Here is a 578-nt window from a genome sequence, read left to right as displayed (position 1 = left end):
TCCATCGCATCGACGATGTTCCGCAGGAGCGGATTGTCCCTGTGCCCCCCTACCGCCCTGAAGACGTGGGGCTTCTGACTCTCCATTTTCTTCGAGACGGCAGTATCAAGGTGTTCGTGACCATGACGCTGCTTGGTCACCCGGCGTATCCCCTGAAAGGGGACGAGGCGCGCAAGTAACCACAGTTCCAMGAGGAGAGTCATGCCTTACACAGTAGCGCGCCCACGGGCGTGGATAGCCGGGCCTGCTAGCAGCATTGCCACTGGCAATGTCCGGTTGCGGCGAGGAGCCAATCTCCGTGTCAATGGTTGGCTACAACCACACCGATGTGGGCATCTACGCGTTCGAAGTCAATGGCTATGGCGGTCCAAATATTGGAGCGCACGAGGGCGGCGGAAAGTTCACTTGTTGCGTCACGGTGCCACGGATCTACAAGCCTGGCACGACGGCGAAGGTCAGATGGGTCCATCGCATCGACGATGTGCCGCAGGAGCGGATCGTCCCGGTACCTCMTTATGGACCAAGGGATGGCGGAATGTTCGCCGTCCACTTCCTGCGCGACGGCAATGTCAAGGTGT

1 protein-coding gene is annotated in these 578 nt (G+C 59.5%); it reads left to right on the top strand.

Annotated features, from left to right (window positions below; genetic code table 11):
* Nucleotides 1–304 precede the first annotated feature (304 nt).
* Nucleotides 305–578, top strand: a 274-nt coding sequence (locus tag AC1EJR_RS27320) for a DUF3304 domain-containing protein (protein WP_477147859.1), incomplete at its 3' end; no start/stop codon positions are given.

This window comes from Cupriavidus sp. 05T42, from assembly GCF_056396345.1.
This window is presented reverse-complemented; position numbering and strand designations above follow the sequence as displayed.